The organism is Sphingobium yanoikuyae, assembly GCF_013001025.1.
GTDB lineage: Bacteria > Pseudomonadota > Alphaproteobacteria > Sphingomonadales > Sphingomonadaceae > Sphingobium > Sphingobium yanoikuyae_A.
The window spans coordinates 4,827,322-4,844,970 of the sequence record NZ_CP053021.1; the positions used below are offsets into that span (position 1 = coordinate 4,827,322).

Annotated in this window: 15 protein-coding genes and 2 pseudogenes; all 17 read left to right on the forward strand. The window is 64.8% G+C overall.

Translation table 11 applies throughout. The annotated features are described in order from the left end of the window. Window positions 1-35 precede the first annotated feature (35 nt). Window positions 36-998 carry an ArdC family protein gene (locus tag HH800_RS23235; protein WP_169862673.1) on the forward strand — a complete coding sequence of 321 codons (963 nt, stop codon included), beginning with the start codon at window positions 36-38 and terminating at the stop codon, window positions 996-998. A 161-nt stretch (window positions 999-1,159) separates the two neighbouring features. Beyond that, window positions 1,160-3,262, forward strand: coding sequence for a ParB/RepB/Spo0J family partition protein (locus tag HH800_RS23240; protein WP_169862675.1), 2,103 nt, complete (start codon window positions 1,160-1,162; stop codon window positions 3,260-3,262). A 131-nt stretch (window positions 3,263-3,393) separates the two neighbouring features. Continuing rightward, complete coding sequence (locus HH800_RS23245; protein ID WP_169862677.1) at window positions 3,394-3,810, forward strand: hypothetical protein; 417 nt, start codon at window positions 3,394-3,396, stop codon at window positions 3,808-3,810. Beyond that, window positions 3,807-4,073 carry a DUF6117 family protein gene (locus tag HH800_RS23250; protein ID WP_169862679.1) on the forward strand — a complete coding sequence of 89 codons (267 nt, stop codon included), beginning with the start codon at window positions 3,807-3,809 and terminating at the stop codon, window positions 4,071-4,073. Before HH800_RS23245 ends, HH800_RS23250 begins: the two co-directional genes overlap by 4 nt. Further along, window positions 4,070-4,366: a hypothetical protein gene (locus HH800_RS23255; RefSeq protein ID WP_169862681.1), complete on the forward strand. Its 297-nt coding sequence runs from the start codon at window positions 4,070-4,072 to the stop codon at window positions 4,364-4,366. Before HH800_RS23250 ends, HH800_RS23255 begins: the two co-directional genes overlap by 4 nt. Window positions 4,367-4,524: 158 nt before the next feature. Continuing rightward, window positions 4,525-6,750, forward strand: a pseudogene (locus HH800_RS23260) (strawberry notch-like NTP hydrolase domain-containing protein); the annotation flags it as partial. A 152-nt stretch (window positions 6,751-6,902) separates the two neighbouring features. Beyond that, entirely contained in the window at window positions 6,903-8,135 is a 1,233-nt protein-coding gene (locus HH800_RS23265) for a site-specific integrase (protein ID WP_008832423.1), read from the forward strand. Beyond that, window positions 8,132-9,487, forward strand: coding sequence for a tyrosine-type recombinase/integrase (locus tag HH800_RS23270; protein WP_008832422.1), 1,356 nt, complete (start codon window positions 8,132-8,134; stop codon window positions 9,485-9,487). The genes HH800_RS23265 and HH800_RS23270 overlap by 4 nt, the downstream gene beginning before the upstream one ends. Beyond that, window positions 9,484-10,488, forward strand: a complete 1,005-nt coding sequence (locus tag HH800_RS23275) for a site-specific integrase (protein WP_169861176.1) — start codon at window positions 9,484-9,486, stop codon at window positions 10,486-10,488. The genes HH800_RS23270 and HH800_RS23275 overlap by 4 nt, the downstream gene beginning before the upstream one ends. Before the next feature lie 84 nt (window positions 10,489-10,572). Continuing rightward, window positions 10,573-12,675: pseudogene (locus HH800_RS23280) on the forward strand (strawberry notch C-terminal domain-containing protein); the annotation flags it as partial. After that, window positions 12,675-13,709: a DUF7146 domain-containing protein gene (locus HH800_RS23285; protein ID WP_169862683.1), complete on the forward strand. Its 1,035-nt coding sequence runs from the start codon at window positions 12,675-12,677 to the stop codon at window positions 13,707-13,709. The pseudogene HH800_RS23280 and the gene HH800_RS23285, both read left to right, overlap by 1 nt. Before the next feature lie 313 nt (window positions 13,710-14,022). Further along, a complete protein-coding gene (locus HH800_RS23290; RefSeq protein ID WP_169862685.1) occupies window positions 14,023-14,949 on the forward strand; it encodes a DUF2493 domain-containing protein in 927 nt (308 codons plus the stop codon). Window positions 14,950-15,044: 95 nt separating this feature from the next. Then, a complete protein-coding gene (locus HH800_RS23295; RefSeq protein WP_169862687.1) occupies window positions 15,045-15,299 on the forward strand; it encodes a FitA-like ribbon-helix-helix domain-containing protein in 255 nt (84 codons plus the stop codon). Beyond that, window positions 15,296-15,718: a type II toxin-antitoxin system VapC family toxin gene (locus HH800_RS23300; protein WP_169862708.1), complete on the forward strand. Its 423-nt coding sequence runs from the start codon at window positions 15,296-15,298 to the stop codon at window positions 15,716-15,718. The genes HH800_RS23295 and HH800_RS23300 overlap by 4 nt, the downstream gene beginning before the upstream one ends. Window positions 15,719-15,999: 281 nt before the next feature. Continuing rightward, a complete protein-coding gene (locus tag HH800_RS23305; protein ID WP_169862710.1) occupies window positions 16,000-16,167 on the forward strand; it encodes a hypothetical protein in 168 nt (55 codons plus the stop codon). 134 nt (window positions 16,168-16,301) lie between these two features. After that, window positions 16,302-16,742 (forward strand): hypothetical protein, encoded by a 441-nt coding sequence (locus HH800_RS23310; protein WP_169862711.1) that lies wholly within the window; start codon window positions 16,302-16,304, stop codon window positions 16,740-16,742. A 572-nt stretch (window positions 16,743-17,314) separates the two neighbouring features. Continuing rightward, on the forward strand, window positions 17,315-17,641 hold the full coding sequence (locus HH800_RS23315; RefSeq protein WP_041535876.1) for a DUF736 domain-containing protein: 327 nt from the start codon (window positions 17,315-17,317) through the stop codon (window positions 17,639-17,641). The last annotated feature ends 8 nt before the right edge of the window (window positions 17,642-17,649 follow it).

Genomic DNA, 17,649 nt, shown 5'->3' on the forward strand with positions numbered 1-17,649 from the left:
GAGGAGGTCTCCGGCGCCCGTCGCGGAGAACCGCGATGTTTAGGAAAAACCACGGCGCCCGCGCCAATTCAGGCCGGGCGAGCCTTTATGACGACATCACCGACAAGATCATCGCCGAGCTTGAGGCGGGCCGTGCGCCCTGGGTCCAGCCATGGGGATCGGCCGCAGCCAAGGCGCCGCTCGCCATGCCCCGCAACGCTGCGACCGGACGGCACTATTCCGGCATCAACGTGCTCATCCTCTGGGGGGCGGTGATCCAGCACGGCTTCCCCGGCCAGAGTTGGCTCACCTTCCGCCAGGCACTGTCGCTGGGCGGCAATGTCCGCAAGGGTGAGCATGGCACGATCGTCGTCTATGCCGACCGCTTCACGCCGGAGGACGAGAAGCGCCGCGCTCGCGAGACCGGCGAGGATGCCGCTGCAATTCCATTCCTCAAACGCTTCACCGTCTTCAACGCCGCGCAATGCGACGGCCTGCCGGACGACATCGCCGCCATCGCTCCACCGCCGCCGCCTGACCTCATCGAGCCGCGCGTCGAGGCTCTGATCGAAGCGACGGGCATCGATTTCCGCATCGGCGGCGATCGCGCCTTCTATGTGCCGGCGCACGACTATGTGCAGGTGCCGCCGCCGCAGGCCTATTTCGAGCCGATAAACTGGCACCGCACGGCCCTGCACGAACTCGGGCACGCCAGCGGCCACGCCTCCCGGCTCGGCCGCGATCTGACCGGCGGTTTCGGCACGAAGAAATACGCCTTCGAGGAGTTGGTGGCCGAGATCAACGCGGCCTTCTGCTGCGCGTCTCTCGGCATCGTACCGACCGTCCGCCATGCCGACTATATCGGCGCCTGGCTGGAGGTGCTGCGCGAGGACGATCGCGCCATCGTCCGCGCCGCCTCCCAGGCGAGCAAGGCCGCCGATTGGCTGCTCGGCTTCCTGCCCGACGCCGATCTCGGCCCGGACGACACCATGGCCGGCGACGAACGGCAGGCGGCGTGATCGAATATGAATACCGGAAAGGCGGGAAAGCAGGTCTCCGGCTTCACGCCTTTCCGCTTCTGCGGCGCTGCCCTTCTTAGAGTGAGAGGGCGGCGCTTCGCTTCGTGACGGGTTGGAGGTCGAGAGAGAGTCTCCCGGCCGCCCGTCGCGGAGTAACGAACATGGCGAGTGCCATCCAGAAGATCACCCTGTCGTCGGCGCGCGACATCCCCTTCAACAAGCTGGTGCTGAGCCAGTCCAACGTCCGCCGCGTCAAGGCCGGCGTCTCGATCGAGGAAATGGCCGAGTCCATCGCCCGGCGCGGCCTCATCCAGAGCCTCCATGTCCGTCCCGTCCTCGACGCCGATGGCGCGGAGATCGGAATGTTCGAAGTGCCTGCTGGCGGTCGCCGCTATCGCGCACTCGAACTGCTCGTGAAGCAGAAGCGTTTGGCCAAGACGGCGACGGTGCCCTGCGTCATCGGCGACGCCAACAGCGACATCCTCGTCGACGAAGTATCGCTGGTCGAGAACATGGAACGCGCACCGCTCCATCCGCTCGACCAGTTCCGCGCCTTTCAGGCCATGCGCGACAAGGGCATGACCGAGGAGGCCATCGCCGCTGCCTTCTTCGTCAACGTCACCGTGGTGAAGCAGCGCCTGCGCCTCACCTCCGTCTCGCCGACCCTGCTCGAAATCTATGCCGATGACGGCATGACGCTCGAACAGCTCATGGCCTTCACTGTCAGCCCCGACCATGCCCGTCAGGAGCAGGTCTGGGATGCGATCAAGGATAGCTGGCAGAAGGAGCCCTATCAGATCCGGCGGATGCTGACCGAGACCGCGGTACGCGCCTCGGACAAACGGGCCATTTTCGTCGGTGTCGATACCTACGAGGCCTCAGGCGGCATCGTGCTGCGCGATCTCTTCCAGTCCGACGACGGCGGTTGGCTGCAAGACCCCGTCCTGCTCGACCGTATGGTGGCGGAGAAGCTGAAAGCCACCGCCGATCAGATCGCCGAAGAAGGCTGGAAGTGGATCGAGGTCGCGGTGAGCTTCCCCTATGGCCACGACCACGGCTTGCGTGAGCTTTCCGGCACCACGGTCGATCTGACCAACGAGGAGCGTGCGACCCGCGAAGCGCTGCGCGAGGAATATGACCGGATCGAAGCGGAATATTCCGAGGCCGACGAGCTGCCCGACGCGATCGATCAACGTCTCGGCGAGATCGAGCGGACCCTGGAGGCCTTCGAGAACCGTTCGGTCAGCTACGATCAAGCCGACATCGCAATCGCCGGCGCCTTCGTCAGCCTCGACGCCGACGGCTCGCTGTCGATCGACCGCGGTTATGTCCGCGCCGAGGATGAGCCCCAGGCCGAGCCCGATGGCGAGGCTTCCGACGGCGACCAGCCCGATACGCCGGCCGTCCAACGCGCGGTCATCACCATCGGCGGCAAGCCCGTCGAGCCCGAGGATGATGAGGAAGACGGCATCAAGCCGTTGCCCGAGCGTCTCGTGATCGAGCTGACCGCCCATCGCACCCTGGCGCTGCGCAACGCGCTGGCGGAACATCCGCACGTCGCCATGACCATGTTGCTGCACAAGCTTCTGAGCGACATCTTCATCCACACCAACCCGTCCGGTTGCCTCGAGGCCAATGTCCGCCACATCTTCTTCTCGGCCCAGTCCGAGGAATTGAAGGACAGCCCATCGGCGCAGGCGGTCAACGATCGCCACGAACGCTGGGGGGATCACATCCCCGCTGACGATCAGGCGCTCTGGGCCTGGCTGACCGATCTCGATGACGGCACGCGCATGGAGCTTCTGGCGCTTTGCGTCAGCTACGGCGTCAATGCGCTGTTCGAGCGTCCGAACCCCTATTCCGGCTCGGGCGTCAGCCAGCATGGCCTCGACGTGCGTCTGGCGCAGGCCGACCGGCTCGCACGGGCTACGGGCATGAACATGGTGACTGCAGGCTGGAAGCCCACGGTCAGCAACTATCTCGGCCGCGTGACCAAGCCCCGCATTCTCGAGGCCGTCCGCGAAGGCGCCGGCGAGCGGGCCGCGCAGCTCATCGACCACATGAAGAAGGGCGACATGGCCAAGGAAGCCGAACGCCTTCTGACCGACAGCGGCTGGCTGCCCGAACCGCTGCGCCTGGCGTCCATCGATGGCGATCAGGCCGATACCGGCGAAGACACCGCCTTGCCGGACTTCCTCACCGAGGACGGCGAGGACGAAGACACCGATGAGGATGAAGTCCAGCACGCCGTCGCCGCCGAATAGCGCGGATCGCGCGGGGCGGCGCCGTTCGTCCCGCGCATCTCACCCCGATCTTCCACACCGCCCGGTCCCACGGCTGGCAGCCTGAACGGCTGTGCCGCGCGGGCCGGGCATTCTCGTTTCAGGAGCCTGTCATGGCCGACTATTTCACCCATTTCTCGTGCCTGCTCGATGTCGGCACGCCCGAGAACGCCGCCCGCGCGCTCGACCTTTACAACCGCCTCTCCGAGGCTGGCGCATCGGAGGAACCGCCTTCCGAGGGCTTCCTCCTGTCGATCCAGCCCGAGCATGGCGGCACGCAGCTCTGGATGCGCGACGACGTCACTGGCGATCCCGAGCGCCTTATCCAGTTTGTGAAGCGCTGCGCCGCAGAATTCCGCCTGAGCGGCCGCTGGGGTTTCCAATATGCCAACACCTGCTCGAAGCCCCGGCTCGACGGCTTCGGGGGCGGCGCGCATGTTCTCGATCTCGCCAGCGGGGAGACCGTGGACTGGATCTACACCGATGGCTGGCTCGACCAGACCCTCTCCGACGAGGGAGGCCCGCTATGAGCATCCCGTCCTATGCCCAGAGCAATTTTCAGACGCTGCTGCGCGCTGCCGGTGACGGCAACCTTGCGCTCATGGAATGCCTCGATGCCGTGACCGGCGCCCCGCGTTACGTCATCTACGCGGTGGGACGAGACGATGGTGATTTCGTCTTCACGCCCTTCGGCCACCTCGCCGACGGCAATCCCTATGACGCCTACCTGCCGCCCGACCCCGGCGATCCTGGCGGCTTCATCCATCCGGGCATGCCCGGAGAAGCGTCATGATGGACATCGATGCCATCTTCGCCGCCGATTCCGAGCGTCCGCCCGCCGAGCGGTCTCTCCCTTGGCTGGAAACCAGAGACGGGATCACCGTCGTCGTGGAGCCCAAGCCCCATTGGGCCAGCGACATGCGGGCCTTCCGGGCCGGGGCTTGCGAATATTGCGCCTATACCGATTGGACCGCGAACGGCGCGCGCGCCCGGTTCTTCGGGCACATCGACACCAGCGGCGATGACCTGATCCGCAAGGCGCGCAGGCTCGTCGCCCGCGAGATCACCGACGGACACTGGGCCTGACCTCTCAAAGCGCCTCTGCCGTTCGGTCGAGGTGCTTTTTTCATGTCGGCAGCGACGTGTTCGAGAGTGAGAGGGCCGCCGGGACGGGTTTGAGTCCGCGCGGTCGAGAGAGAGCGCCGTCCGGGCTTCCCGTTCCCGCTCTCCCGAGGTTCCGATCCATGAACATCATGTCCCCCGTGGCCGGTCCGGCTGCGCCCGTTGCCCGCGCGTCCGCCATCATCGCCGTCGCCCATCAGCTTCTCACCCTGCTCGAACGCGGCCAGCGGATCGACAACGCCAATCTCCGCATCGCCATGGAAACGGCTTTCGAGGCCTCCGACACGAGTGGCGCTTGGGACTGGAAGACGGCCTACGAAGCCTGTGAAGGCGCGACCGTCCTGTTCCTGCGCAAATACGGACGTGCGCTTTTCCGTAAAGCCGGCACTCCGACTGCACGGCTTTCCGCGCTGTCGAAAATCACCGGCCTTCTGCCGACGCACACCCTTCGCTCCGAGGAAGCCCAGGCGCTTCAGCAATTCTCGACGCCGGTCCCGCTCGGCCTCGCCGCGATCGCGGCCGCCGCGATCACACCGCACGACATTGTGCTGGAGCCGTCGGCAGGCACGGGTCTTCTCGCCATCCTCGCCGAGATCAGCGGCGGCTCGCTGCTCCTCAACGAACTGGCGGAAACCCGCGCCGATCTGCTTGGCCAGCTCTTTCCAGCCCTTGTCGCTACGCGGTTCGACGCCGCCCAGATCGACGACCACCTTCCAGCGTGCGCCGTCCCTTCCGTCATCGTGATGAACCCGCCCTTCTCGGTGATGGCGAACGTCTCCGGTCGGGTCGCCGACGCCGCTGCGCGTCATGTTGCTTCGGCCCTGGCGCGGCTTGCCGATGGCGGGCGTCTGGTGACGATCACCGGCGCAAACTTCGGCCCCGAGCAACCGGCCTGGCGCGACACCTTCGCCCGGCTTCAGGAGCGTAGCCGCGTCGTCTTCACCGCGGCGATCCACGGCTCAGTCTATGCCAAGCATGGCACGAGCATCGAAACGCGGCTCACCGTCATCGACAAGCTGCCGGCCGAAGACACGGCCACGTTCCCTGGGTCCGCCGGCGTTGCGCCCGACGTCGCTACGCTGCTCGCATGGATCGAAGCGCAGATTCCACCGCGCCTGCCGGTCACACTGCCCGACATCGCGCCGCCCGTGTCGGGCTCGGCGCCCCGCACCGTGCGGGGTTATCTCGCACGCACCGCCACTGAGCGTCCGGCCACATGCTCGACCATGGACCCGCAGGGCGTTGAACTCGCCTACGACACGATGGACTGGACGCCGCCGGAAGGCACCCACCTCACGGACGCGATCTATGAAGAATACGGATTGCAGTCGATCCGTATTGCCAGTTCTCAGGCGCACCCCACCAAGCTCGTGCAGTCGGCGGCCATGGCGAGCGTTGCACCGCCCAAGCCCGCCTATCGGCCGATGCTGCCCGCGAACATCACCGATCTCCTGTCGGACGCCCAGCTCGAAACCGTCATCTATGCCGGCGAAGCCCATTCGGACTTCCTCGCCGGCTCCTGGATCGTCGATGCGACCTGCGATCTCGTACAGGCGGCCAAGCCCGATGCCGAAAACGCCGTGCGCTTCCGGCGCGGCTTCATGCTCGGCGACGGCACCGGGGCCGGCAAAGGCCGTCAATCTGCCGGCATCATCCTCGACAACTGGCTGCGCGGTCGCCGCAAGGCGGTCTGGATCTCCAAATCCGACAAGCTGATCGAGGACGCGCAGCGCGATTGGTCCGCGCTCGGCATGGAGCGTCTGCTGGTCACGCCGCTGTCGCGCTTCCCGCAAGGGCGGCCGATCACGCTGTCGGAAGGCGTCCTGTTTGCAACCTATGCCACGCTACGGTCCGACGACCGTGGTGAGAAGGTTTCCCGTGTCCGGCAGATCGTCGAATGGTTGGGCTCCGATTTTGATGGAGTGATCATTTTCGACGAAAGCCACGCCATGGCCAATGCCGCAGGCGGCAAGGGAGAACGCGGCGACGTTGCCGCCTCACAGCAGGGACGCGCGGGACTTCGGCTTCAGCACGCCCTGGCCAACGCGCGCGTCGTCTATGTGTCGGCTACCGGCGCGACCACCGTCCACAATCTCGCCTATGCCCAGCGGCTCGGCTTGTGGGGCGGTGAGGATTTCCCCTTCACCACCCGCGCCGAATTTGTCGAGGCGATCGAGGACGGCGGTGTCGCGGCCATGGAAGTGCTCGCCCGCGACCTGCGTGCGCTGGGCCTCTATACCGCCCGATCGCTCTCCTACGATGGCGTCGAATATGAGCTGATCGAGCACGCCCTGACCGACGAGCAGCGGCGTATCTACGATGCCTACGCCAGCGCCTTCGCTGTCTTATGCGCAGCTGCGCATAAGATCGCTTATCACGAGGTCGCGATAATGTGAAGGAACGCGGCAGCGACGTGGATTCTCCTAATGCGGGGCGATGTTGCTGCGCATTATTTTGATTGCGAACCTCGGCGGTCTCTGGACCAGCTGAGGATAAAAGCATGTTGAAATTGCACGACGAGTTGATCGCCGAACTCTCGAATTTGCTCACGACGCAGAATTATAACCCGGTGGTCGTAGCGAACCATCGCCTGTACGCCCGCGCGTTTCTCGATTATCTGGCCGAGTGCGGCGTGCAGGTGGAAACTGTGACGCTGGCGCAGGTCGATCAGTATCTTGCCTATGCAGTTCAGGATTTCGAAGCCCAGTACGGGCGGCCTCCCTGTGCGCGCTGGCAGATGTTGCCCCGCACATCGATCAACAAACTGCTCCGGCTTGCCCAAGGCAAATGGCCGCCCGAGCCAGAGATGACCGAACCGGAAACCGCGTATCGGCAGGCGATCTGCTGCGAATACGAGGCATGGCTGCGCGACGAGCGCGGTCTGGCGAGCGCTTCCATCTCGGCGCTTCTGTGGGAGGCACGGAACTTCCTGCGATGGCAGTTCGAACGGGGCGGGGCCGCCAGCCTCGACACCTTGAGCATCGGGGAGGTCGATCTCTACATGGACATGCGCGCCCCTGGATTACGGCGCAAATCATTGGCCGATGTCGCTGAGCGGCTCCGGTCGGTGGTGCGGTATCTGCATCGGACGAGGCGCATCCCGATGGATCTCACGCCGCACATCATCGGCCCCATGCTCTACGCCTATGAAGACGTGCCCTCGACGCTGGACAGGCGCCAAATCGCCGCGGTGCTGGCGGCGACGAAGAAGGATGGATCGCCGCGGGGACTGCGCGATTTTGCGGTACTTCAACTGCTTGCCACATATGGGTTGCGCGAAGGTGAGATCTGTCGCCTTCGGCTTGAAGACGTGAACTGGCGCGGAGAAGCCCTGCGTATCCGTCACACCAAGACCAATGCGTACTCCTACTTGCCGCTATTGGCGCCCGTTGGTGAGGCGCTCCTCGACTATCTGCGTAATGGGCGCCCCCAGGTTGAGGGGCGGGAAATCTTCATCCGGTCCTGCGCGCCCTATATCGCAATGACAAACCTGTATGGCATGATCCGCGGGCGGTTGTCAGCCGCTGGCGTCGAGCCGCCGGGAAAGCGAGGAGCGCATGTCTTTCGCCACGCGCGGGCGGTCGAAATGCTGCGGGCGTCGGTCCCGCAAAAGATCATCGGCGACGTGCTCGGACATCGATCCACCGAATCCACCAACGCCTATCTCAAGCTGGCGACAGATGATCTCCGAGCCGTGGCGCTCGACGTGCCCGGATCGGAGGTGCTGCCATGAGCGCCTGGCACGATCCCGATCGCACGGTCATCGACGCCTTCCTGGAAAAATCGCAGTTCCGGCAGGGAAGCAGGCCGACTTATCGCTGGTTCCTTCGCAGCTTCGAGAATGTAGCCCAGCGTCATCCGGCGGTCGACCGGCAGATGCTCGAAGTCTGGCTGAAGGAAATGGAAAAACGTTGGCGAATGCCGACGCTGCTCAACCAGGTCTGCATTGTCGATCGCTTCCTCGACCACCTCGTCGAAATCGGGCTGATCGCAGATAATCCCGTTGCCGTGCTTCGCCGTCAATACAACGTCAAACAAAGCAAGCCGATCTGGCGAGCGCTGGCTTCCGCAAATCCCGACGGAGCCCTGGCCGCATTGCGACGCCCCGCGCCCTTCGGCAGCTCGCTGGGGGACTTCATGCGTGAGCATGTCGCGTTGATGCGGAGCCGGGGGTATCAGTATGAGACTCAGGCTCACTGGTTATTGCGGTTCGATCGGTTCCTCCAGGCGACCCCGGAACTGACAGGGGCATCGCTTGAGACGATGCTGGCGCGCTGGGCAACTGCCAAGCTGACCCGCAATCACGCGGCTGAATGCCAGAAGCTCGGGCGCCTCCTGACTAAGGCGCGGTATCGCCTTGATCCCAGCATCCCACCGAAACGCTTCAACGCCCGTCCCGAGCGGGAAGTGGCACGAGAGCATCGACGACCGCACATCTTCAGCCCGGCCGACGTTCGGCAGATGCTCGACGTTGCCCGCTCCTATCCGTCGCCGGACGCGCCGCTGCGGCCGATGGTTCTCTACACCATGGTGGTTCTGGCCTATTGTGCCGGACTGCGCCGTAGTGAACTCGCCGGGCTCGATCTGGGTGACGTCGATCTTCAATCAGACACGATCACAGTGCGGGAAACGAAGTTCTACAAGACCAGGATATTGCCGCTAACCGGCAGCGTCATGGCCGAATTACGGGCCTATATCGATGCAAGGCGGCGCGCTGGCGCCCCACAGGATCCTCGGTCCGGGCTCTTCTGGCACGAGCACTTCAATGATCGCTATACCCCGGTGACGGTCTCAACGATGATCACCAACGTCATGCGCCGTGCCGGGTTCAAGGCCCCGACCGGGCGGACAGGGCCGCGTGTTCATGACCTGCGCCACTCGATGGTCGTGAACCGGATCCTTCAATGGTATCGATCCGGCGTCAATCCGCAGGACAAACTGCGCTTCCTCTCCACCTACATGGGCCACCGGGACATCAACTCCACGCTGGTCTACATCACCGTCACGCAGGACCTGCTGCAGGAAGCAAGCGAGCGGTTCCGGACCGTCGGCGCCCGATGCCTCACGATGGAGGCGCGGTCATGACGAAGGGCAATCTCTTCCCCGCATTGTTGCGGGCGTTCTTTCAGGAATGGTTGGCTGAGCAACGCAGTGCATCTGTCCATACGATCCGGTCTTACCGCGACACCTGGCGGTTGTTGCTTCGGTTCATCGCGGAGCGAAAGGGCGGCGGGGTCGCGCGGATCATGCTGGCCGACGTCTCGGTCGGAGAGGTTCGCGCGTTCCTCCACCACACCGAGCATGGGCGCAGGGGCACGATCGGTACACGCAACTGCCGGCTCGCCGCGATCCGCAGCTTCTTCAGCTTCGTGGCTGACAAGGATCCCGAATACATCGCGCAATGCGCCGAGGTCCTGACCGTCCCGCTCAAGCGGGAGCCTACCGTTGCACCCTGCTATCTCGAGCCGGAGGAGGTCGAAGCGATCCTTGCTCAGCCCGACCGGTCGACAATCGAGGGAATGCGCGACCACGTGCTACTCTCGTTCCTATATAACAGCGGCGCGCGCATCCAGGAGGCCCTCGACCTCTGTCCCGAGGCGATCCGGTTCGACGCACCGAACTTCGTGCGTCTTTACGGCAAGGGTCGCAAGGAACGTATCTGTCCACTCTGGCCGGAAACCGTGACGTTGCTCAGGAAGTTGTTGGAACGTCACCCGCGCGCGCCAGATCAGCGGATCTTCGTCAATCGATATGGTGAGCCGCTGGGCGCCTCGGGAGTGCGGTTCAAACTCGCCTCCTATGTAGGAAAGGCGTCAGAAACCGTGCCGTCGCTTCGGTCCAAAAATGTGACGCCGCACAGCTTCCGGCACGCGACTGCCGTTCACCTTGTCGCTGCCGGGGTCGACATCACCGTCATCCGCAGTTGGCTGGGACACGTCAGCCTCGATACGACCAACCACTACGCACAGGCCAATCTGGAGACCAAACGAAAGGCGCTCGAGCAGGTAGGGGCGCCGGCGGCGAGCAACGTGCCACCTTCGTGGAAACGAGAAGCCAGCCTGATGGAGTGGCTCGATGCCTTGTGAAATAATGTGAAGGACGTGGCGAAATGCTCAGCAGCTTTGCGGGCCTTCGCCACGTTCCTGCGCATTATCGCGACCTCGCGATAAGCCGTCATCCACAATCATCTCGACGCCGCGATGCAGGCGGCCAACATCACCGGCAGCCCAGATAGCGAGGGAGCCACACTGAACCGCCAGGCCAAGTCCGCCGCCCGCTCGGCCTTCGAGTCCGCCAAGCAGCGTTTCTTCGGCCATCTGCTCACGTCGATGAAAACGCCCACGCTGATCCGGTCCATCGAACGTGACCTGAATGACGGCCACGCCGCTGTCGTCCAGATCGTCTCGACCGGCGAAGCGCTGATGGAGCGCCGGCTGGCGGAAGTCCCAACCGAGGAATGGAACGATATTCGCGTCGACATCACGCCGCGCGAATATGTTCTGGACTATCTGGCCCATTCCTTTCCGGTCCAGCTCTACGAGCCGTTCACGGATGGCGAGGGCAATCTGTCCTCGCGCCCGGTCTATCGCGATGGCCACCCTGTCGAGAGCCGCGAAGCTGTCGCACGCCGTGACGAGTTGATCGAACGCCTTGCGTCTTTACCTCCCGTTCCGGGGGCGCTCGATCAGATTGTGCAGCGCTTCGGCACAGATATGGTCTCCGAGGTGACGGGGCGCTCCCGGCGCATCGTCCGCAACGGCGAGCGCTTCGCTGTCGAAAACCGCGCTCCATCCGCCAACCTTGCCGAGACGGCTGCGTTCATGGACGACCTGAAGCGCATTCTCGTGTTCAGCGACGCCGGCGGCACCGGCCGCAGCTATCACGCCGAACTGTCAGCGAAGAACCAGCGTCTGCGCGTGCATTATCTGCTCGAACCCGGGTGGAAGGCGGACGCCGCCATCCAGGGTCTGGGTCGCACCAACCGCACCAACCAGGCGCAGCCGCCGCTGTTCCGCCCGATCGCCACGAACGTCAAAGCCGAGAAACGCTTCCTGTCCACGATCGCACGCCGGCTCGATACGCTGGGCGCGATCACGCGCGGTCAGCGCCAGACCGGCGGCCAGGGCCTGTTCCGGCCCGAGGACAATCTGGAATCCAGCTACGCCCGCGATGCGCTGCGGCAGCTCTATCTCCTGATCGTACGCGGCAAGGTCGAGGGCTGCTCGCTGGGTCGCTTCGAGTCCGCAACCGGCCTGAAATTGACCGATGACAACGGCATCAAGGACGAGTTGCCGCCGATCACCACGTTCCTCAACCGCCTGCTGGCGCTGACCATCGAGCTTCAGGGCATCCTCTTCACCGCCTTCGAGCAATTGCTCGACGCCAAGGTGGCCGGAGCCATCGCCAGCGGCGTTTATGATGTCGGGCTGGAAACACTGACGGCGGAGAGTTTCGTCGTCGCTGAGCGCACGACCATCTACACCCATCCGGCAACGGGCGCGCAGACGCGGCTGCTCACCATCACCGAGCGCCGCCGAAATCAGCCAACCACACTCGATACCGCGCTCGACTGGCTCGACGATCCGCATGCCCGGCTGCTCATCAACGCGCGTTCAGGACGCGCTGCTGTCCAGGTGCCAGCGCCGTCCATCATGCTCGACGACGGCGAGATCGAACGTCGCGTCCGCCTGATCCGGCCGATGGAACAGCACCACGCAAGCCTCGCCATGATGGAAGACAGCCATTGGGAGGAAGCCGCTCGCGACAGCTTTGCAGCGGTCTGGCAACGTGAAGTCGCCGAAGTGCCGGCCTATACCGATGGCGCCATCCACATGGTCAGCGGTTTGCTTTTGCCGGTGTGGAAGCGCCTGCCGAACGAGTCGACGCGCGTCTATCGGCTCCAGACCGACGATGGCGAACGCATCATCGGGCGGCGGGTTTCGCCCGCCTGGGCCATGAATGCCGCCGCGACGGGAACGGCCAACCTCAGCAGCGATGATGCCTACGCCGCTCTGGTGGATGGTCGCACCATCCTCGACCTGGCCAGCGGGCTCCACCTTCGCCGCGCGCGCGTCATGGGCGCGAACCGGATCGAACTGTCCGGCTTCACCGACACCATGCGGGATCGCCTGCGCGCCTATGGCCTCTTCAGCGAGATCATCTCGTGGAAGCTGCGCTTCTTCGTTCCGGTCGATGCCTCTGGTCCCGCCATCATCGGCAAGCTGCTCGCCACCTATCCGGTCGAGCGGATTAGCGAGCGTGAGGCAGCGTGATGGCTCGGCAGGACGCTTCTGAACTGGCACACAGTCTCGGCCGACAGGCCGAGGCGGTCTGCCGCCACTATCTCTCCAACGGCCACCGGCAGGGCAATTACTGGCAGGTTGGCGATGCTCGTAATGCCGCAGGCCGCTCCATGTTCGTGCGCCTGCGCGATACACCGAAGGGACCAGCGGGCAAATGGACGGACGCCGCCACCGGCGAACATGGCGACCTTCTCGACATCATCCGGGAATCGCTCGGCCTCATCGACTTCGCAGACGTTGCTCAAGAGGCGCGCACCTTCCTCAGCCTGCCGCACCCCGAACCGGAGCCGGCATCACGCCGCGGACTGGCACCGGCGCCATCGGGGTCGCCCGAGGCCGCACGTCGCCTCATCGCCATGACGCAGCCGATTACCGGGACCATTGTGCAGACCTATCTGCGCGGACGCGGCATTACGCTTTTGCATGGAACCGGAAACCTGCGGTTCCACCCCCGCTGTTACTACAAGCCCGACGATGGCCCGACCGAGACCTGGCCCGCCATGATCGCCACCGTCACCGACCTCGCTGGCAAGATCACCGGCGCGCACCGCACCTGGCTTGCGCCTGACGGCTCCGACAAAGCCCCCATCGGCACACCGCGCAAGGCGATGGGCGATCTCCTCGGCAATGCCGTCCGCATCGGTGCACCCGGCAGCGTAATGGCGGCAGGCGAAGGTATCGAGACCATGCTGTCGCTCCGGCAGGTCCTGCCCGATATGGCGATGGCGCCGGCGCTCTCGGCAGCACATCTGGCCGCCATCCTGTTCCCGGCGACTTTGCGGCGGCTCTATATCGTCCGAGACGACGATCCGGCCGGTGACGGCGCGCGGGACATACTGATCGAACGGGCGAACGCCGAGGGAATCGAGGCCATTCCATTGTCGCCAGCATTCGGGGACTTCAACGAGGATCTGCGGCGGCTCGGTATCAATGCGCTTCGGGCAGGCGTTCGAGTGCAGCTCGCTCCGGAGGACGTCGCACGCTTCATGGCCCTGGCCGCTTAGCCGGAAGGGGCTGACAGGTGGCGCGCAGCCGCCATGCCCGCAACGATGCGCCAGTGACGGCAAGAGGAACGCGCCTCGGCCTTCGAGAGGGCGATCGGCCATCAGCCGGGCCGGATCGGCAATAGCTGCGGCCGACGATTTTCCGGCGACCCTTCGGGTCTTTCCATCGCGAAACAAAATCGCCGGCCTTCGCCATCCTCCGCTGACGCTTCGGCCCTTCGGCTCACGCTCTCAGGGTGCAGGTCCGTCCCGCCCGACGGCTTCGTCGCCATGAAGGCCGCGATGGTCGCGGTCCTTGCCGACGGAGCATCCCATGAGCGAGCACGACGACTACGAACCGCACCACGAGTCATCCCCGACCGACCATCTGATCCAGGATTTGCAGCTCCACGGCTACCGCCCCTCCGAGGACGAGTTGGACCAGCGCCCGCCACCGCAAGACCGCATCATCGAAGGCGCCGTCGCCGACATCTTCGACGCCCTGGTCGCCACGATCACCGACACCAGCCTCGACTTCGATCTCCCCGATCTCCTCTGGTCTACCGTCAATATGTTCCACCGTGCAGTGGACCGCATCGAACAGAAGCTCGACGACAACGAGCAGGCGCAAAGGCAGCTTCAGCGCGAACAGGATGGCTCCGAGGTGAAGTCCCTTCAGCTCGAGCGCCTCATCGACATCGGCATGAACCTGATCGACCGCCGCGACGGCATGGAAACCTTCCGCGAAGCCGCCGCTGGACGCTACCTCGTCGCCACCGGCTCACCCTGGTCGCAACGCACCGGATCACGGGTCAACCATCGCCAACTCACAGCGTCGCTGATCGACAGCCGGGATTTCCTCGCCGCCAGGAGGCGCGCGGAAACCGAGGTGCTCGTTCCCACCGGGCCGAAGATCGCCTTCTCGGGCGGCGACACCGCCGACCACAAGCAGATCTGGGCCAAGCTCGATCAGATCCGCGCCAAGCACCCCGACATGGTGCTGCTGCACGGCGGCTCGCCGAAAGGCGCCGAAAAGATCGCCTCTCGCTGGGCCGATAGCCGCAAGGTGCCGCAGGTCGCCTTCAAGCCCGACTGGACCAAGCACGCCAAGGCCGCACCGTTCAAACGCAATGACCAGATGCTCAGTATCGTGCCGATCGGGGTCGTGATCTTCCCCGGCACAGGCATTCAGGACAACCTGGCCGACAAGGCCCGCAAGATGGGCATCCCGGTCTATCGCTTCGGCTCGGGCGGCGCGTAGGCGCCGCCGGTATCCTTCACCTTGAAAAACGATAGCAACTTCCATATTATGCTATCATCGCTATCATCGCTATCAATTTTGCAGGAGACGCTATCATGCCAGCCGTCACGATCCGGAACCTGTCCGACGCGACGCACCGCGCACTCAAGGTGCGCGCCGCGCAGCACGGCCGCAGTGCCGAGGCCGAGATGCGCGACATCCTCGAAGCGGCTGTTCGCCCCGACACCCGCCTGCGGCTTGGCACGGCGCTCGCAGAACGCAGCCGCAGGCTCGGCCTGACCAATGAGGACATCGACGCCCTCGACCAATCACGCGACAAGACGCCCGCCAAGCCGATGAGCTTCGAATGATCCTCCTCGACACCAATGTCATGTCGGAGGGGATGAAGCCCGCGCCCGACGACGCCGTGCGGGCCTGGCTCGACGAGCAGGCGGCGGAAACGCTCTTTCTCTCCAGCGTCACCATCGCCGAGCTGATGTTCGGCATCGGCGCGCTTCCCGACGGCAAGCGCAAGGATCGGCTCGCCGAAGCTCTGGAGGGGGTGATGGAACTGTTCGCACACCGCGTCCTCCCATTCGATGTCGATGCTGCGCGCCGCTACGCGGATCTCGCCGTCAAAGCCCGAGCGGCCGGGAAAGGCTTCCCTACTCCCGACGGCTATATCGCGGCGATCGCAGCCGCCAAGGGTTTTGCCGTCGCCACCCGCGACAGCAGCGCATTCGACGCCGCGAATGTCACGGTCATCGATCCCTGGAAGGCCGGGCGCTGACATCCGGCCACCGGCAGCGCAGGTGAGGCCGGGCGATCCGGCAGCAACAGTCCTCGCGGCAGGCAGACAACCCGGTCTCCTGATCGGACGACCACCCCCGCTTCAAGACGCTGATCCTTGGGTTCAGCCGATGGCCTGACGCCATCAACCCGTAAAGGGTCGGACTACGCATGGCGTGCCGCCGCTCCGGCTTCGCCTGCACGGTGATTGCGGCCACCGGCCGAACTCTTCGGGCGCCTGTCAGCGGGGGATGGACCTCCGCTCAAACAGGAGCCGGGTCGATGTCCTTCCAAACCGCTCACGCCTTCGCCTTCAGCCTCGCTACCACCCTGATGGCCGCCATCATCATCTATCGCGCCGGCGACGGTACGCTCTCCGTCACTCCGGCGTCGGAATATGACGGCGCTGACGACGCCATCGTCGGTGAAATCGACCCCTTCGCCTCATGAGGCGAACCGGGTCGCGCAATCGGTGGACGCTTCACGCTTCGGTTCCCCCGGCGGCTCGAATTCTGCTAATCTCGCATGTGCGCCGTGGTGGTGGTGGTGGCGCGTCCGTCTGACATTCGACGAAAGACACCACCATGATCTTCATCGGCATTCTCCTCAGCATCGCCGCCATCGGCTTCCTCTGCTGGCTCCTTTTCACGCTTGCGGTGTTCGCTCTCCCGTTCATCGCGGGCGTGACTGCCGGCACATGGGCCTATGGCACCGGCGCGGGCTGGCTCGGCGCGATTGTCGTCGGCTTTGTTGCCGCCGGCCTGACCTTCGGCATCGGCCAATTCCTGCTCGCCACCGTCCGTCCGACCTGGCCACGCCTGCTCATCGCCGCAGCGTTCGTCGCCCCGGCCATCGTCGCCGGATTCCATGCCACCCATGGCATCGTGAAACACACCATGCCATCGGAGACATGGCAGACCGTGTTCTCGGTCATCGGAGCGATCGCGGTCGGCATCGTCGCCTTCGTGCGCATCACTGGAATGGCGGCCTCCGACCCATCTGCCGGGCATGTGTCCCACGCCTAAACCCGCAGCGCCCATCGCGGCGGGATCCAGCGGCACATGCCTTTGTCCTCCACGCCATCTGGTCGCCCGATGGGGAAGCGGCGACGCGAAGCACCCGCTGCCCCCACCTGTCACGGAACGATGGAGCGCGTCGGGGCGGCAACGACATCGTGGCCGGCAACCCCTCAGCGTCGAGGCGTTCCGTCAGAGCTGGCGGAATGGCGAAATTCGCAGCGCAGGCCTGTTCGAGGGAGGTCTACGCCTGTGATCGCCGGTCGGCCTTCCCGGGCCAATGCGAAGGTCGCCGCCGTCTCCGCCGTCGATCCGTCCAGCACCCGCGTCAAAACGTCCTCTTCAATGGCCTGATCTGGCCGAAGGACGGCTTTGCCTCGAGCGCCTAAGCCACAACGGCTGGCCCCGACTTTCTTCCCCTGCCGGCTGCGCCGTCATTCCTCGCGAAACAACAAAGTCGCGCCTGCGCCATCCTCCGCTTTGCTGCGGTCGCAAGCGATGTGTCGTCGCTCGCCTTCGTCCGGTCGATCGCCATCGAGGCCGCAATGGTGCGGGCTCGAAACGGAAAACGGAGACTTACAATGGCGACCATCGGCACCTTCAAGAAGACCGGCTCGAACGAATTCGGCGGCGAAATCGTCACCCTCAGCGTCCAGGCCAAAGGCGTGCGCATCGTCCCCGACCTGCGCGCCAGCGGCGAGAACGCCCCCAGCCACCGGGTCCTGGTCGGCCGCGCCGAGATCGGCGCCGCCTGGTCCAAGCGCTCCAACGAGGGCCGCGACTATCTGGGCCTCAAGCTCGACGATCCGAGCTTCAACGCTCCGATCTACGCCAACCTCTTCGATGACGAGGACGGCGAAGGTTACTCGCTGATCTGGTCCCGCCCCAACGGCCGCCGCGCAGACTGAGGCGGCTT